At 70.3% G+C, this 3,031-nt stretch carries 2 protein-coding genes; both read right to left on the bottom strand.

What is annotated here, in order from left to right:
* A partial coding sequence (locus G7A99_RS17435; RefSeq protein WP_163142518.1) for a DUF1326 domain-containing protein occupies positions 1-494 on the bottom strand: 494 nt, incomplete at its 3' end.
* Between the two features lie 467 nt (positions 495-961).
* Positions 962-3,031 (bottom strand): FUSC family protein (locus G7A99_RS17430; protein ID WP_163142516.1); only part of this gene is annotated, 2,070 nt, incomplete at its 5' end.

The following is a 3,031-nucleotide window of genomic DNA, read 5'->3' as shown; positions in this document are numbered from 1 at the left end:
ACGGGGTGAGCGGTGTTTTCCAGGTAGATCGGCTCGCCCTCCTTCGAGGCGCTCGGTACGCCGACCGCGGACTGCTCGACGAGCTCACCGGCGGAGACCTTCCACGCCATGCCCTCGTTCTCGAAGCTGATCGGGCGCCGCTCGATGCCCGCGTTCTCGCTGATCAGTGGTGTGATCGCCGCCAGGGGCCCGCCAAACCTGCCGGATGTGATGTCCGCGATGGCCCGGGCCTGGCGCTCGTCGGCCCGCTCGTCCACGATCAGGCCCACCTTGATGCCGCCGTCGGCCATCGGCCCCGGGGAGTGCATCAAGATGATGAAGCTCAGTCCGTCGAGAGACACGCCGTCCTTCTCCCCGTTGCCGATCCGCATGGCAACGGCCGCCTTGCAATCGCCTTCGGTAGGCCTCGCGGTGAGATTGGAGCCGATGCAGGGACAAATGAAGTCGCAGTTGCAGGTCTCCATGTACTGCCCGTCGATATGCCAGCCCGCCATGTTCGCTACCTCCAAGAGGCAGAGCGCGCGATCAAGTCGATCGCCCGGCCACCCCTGGTCCGTCCATCCACACGAAAAATGCGCTGCGTCGGGAATACGCCGCGTTTGGCGAGAACCGCATCGAGCGCCCACGGAACAGGCCTTATCCAATGCCCCGATTATAGTCGACGGTGGCAGAACGTCCGGGCAGCCGGTAAAGCAAATGAATGAACGGTCCAGCGCGGTCGCGCCAGCGGAGATTCAGGAGATGAACGCGCTGGGTGACGTGCCGCGGGCGGAGAACCTGTAAGGCAATGACCTGGGGGTGAAATACGCCCCAAGGGGTGCCTTGCGATGTCAGATGGCCGGGACGGCCGCTTTCCGCCCGAATTCGCGTTTCCGGGAAGGAGCAGAGACCCTCGTGACCATGTTTGACATTCCGGCATTGCCGGTCGAAGGGGTTCACTGATCCTGGCGGGGCCAGGTCTTCAGCCGTCTTCCACGTTCCGATCGCCCTCCTCCAGCCAGGCGCCCGCCAGCGCGCGGGCGAGCAGTCCGGAGATGACGGCCAGGGCGACGCTCGGGTGTTCATCCTCCTGCACGGCGAGCCGACGGCGCGGGTCCTCGGGCAGCTCGACGTGGCCGCGGGCGTGCGGAGTGAGGAAGAACTGCTGCTCGGTGCGGCGGGTGCGCTCGATCTGGCGGGCGACCTCGCCGGCCAGGCGGTCGATGCGGGCGCCGTTCTCCGGATCGGCGGCGTCGCTCCGTGACACCCCGCGGGCGAGCGCCCTCGCCCAGTGGGTGCAGCCGGCGAGCAGGAGCAGCTTCTCGCGAACCTCGCCGAACCGGCGCACCACGGTCCAGGGACCGCTGAGCGGGCGGGCGGCGCCGGCGAGGTCGGCGTAGCGGCGGTCCAGTGTGCGCGAGAGCGCGAGCAGGTCCGCCTCCCGCTGGCGGCCGTGGGCGCGTTCCCGCGCGACCCCGACCAGCTCGTCGAGGGCGTTCAGGTAGGCGTCCAGCGCCGACGCCACCTGCGTTCGCGCCCGCCGCGGGAAGATCAGGAACGCCGCGAACACCCCGGATGCCGCGCCGATGACGGTCTCCTCCAGCCGCACGACCAGCAGGTGCGGGCTGAACATGCCCATCAGCCCGTAGAGCAGGGCGATCGCGATGGTGATGAAGAAGATCATCAGCCCGTAGGAGGTCTGCAGGAAGTAGAAGGCGAGGAAGAACAGCACCAGGATGCCGCCGATCGAGGCGGCGACGTTGCCGTGCACGAGTGTCGCGACCACGGTGCCGGCGATGATGCCGCCGAACGTCCCCGCAGAGCGGCTGAACGCGCGCATGGCGGTGTCGGCGCGGGACTGGGTGTTGTTGAAGACGATGAACGCCGCGATCGCCGCCCAGTACCAGCGCGAGGAGGACAGCAGCAGCCCGCCGTAGATGGCGAGCCCGGAGGCGACGGTGACCTGGATCGGCACGTGCAGCGATGCCGGCACGAGCCCGCCCGCGGGCGGCGCGTCCGTCGACCCGCCGGTACTGTCGGCCTCCTCCGGCAGCGGCGTGGTGAAGGCCGGATGCGGCCGCTGCTCGAGGGTGGCCGCCAGCCGCTCCCGCGCCCGGTGGGCCCGTACGAGGACCTGCTGGACGGCGGTCTCGTTGTCCTCCGGGGCGTCACGCAACGCGCTGACCGCGCGCCGGATAGCCGGTTCGTCGGCATACAGCACCGCGCGGACCAGCGATACCGGCGGCAGGGCACGGAAGCTCGCGGCGACCAGCCGCTCCACCGCGAGCTGCAGGTCGAATACCGCCAGGGCGAGGTCCGACGCCGGCCCGCTGCCCGCGAGCGCACCGCCCCGGCCCTGGGGGATGAAGCCCTCTGCCATGAGTACGATGTCCCGCAGCCGGGCGAGATGGCGCTGCAGCTCCCGGCGCCGCGCGTCCGTGGGCGCGTCGTCACGGGCGGCATCGCGCAGCTCGCGCAGGATGAGGTTCATCCGGCGGTCGATGGTGACAGTGGCCCGGCGGAAGTCCCGCTCGGGGTCGCCGGGGAGGGCGACGGTGCACACGATCTGCGTCACCACCAGCGCCACCGTGGCCGCCAGCGCCACGCCGCCGCCATCGGCCAGCGTGGGGTGGAGGTAGTCGCCGATGAAGTAGGCCATGAAGGCCACCATCCCCACCATGAACCAGCGTGGTCCGAAGCGCCGGATGTAGACGGCGGCGAATATCACCGCGAGGAAGACGAGCTCGGCCACCGGTGTCGGCGACAGTGCGCCCGCGCCGATGACCACGCCCACGGCGGTGACGCCCGCCGCCGCGCGGCTCTTTGCCTGGGCCACCGGTGAACGATCGCGCACCGCGAGGGTGCCGAGGAAGGTGAGGATCATGGCGATGCCGTAGCCGGCGAACGGCAGCGGCGCCAGCTCCGCGGTCACGGCGGCCAGCACCACGCCGGTGATCATCATCGACAGGATCGCCCGGGAGGCCAGCCGCAGCCGGGAGAACGCCGGGTCCGAGGCGGCGACGCGGTCGCGCACGCGGGCCAGCAGCCGTCG

It is taken from the genome of Arhodomonas sp. KWT (assembly GCF_010993615.1).
Note: the sequence above shows the minus strand (reverse complement) of the source record. Positions and strands in the feature narration are given on the sequence as shown.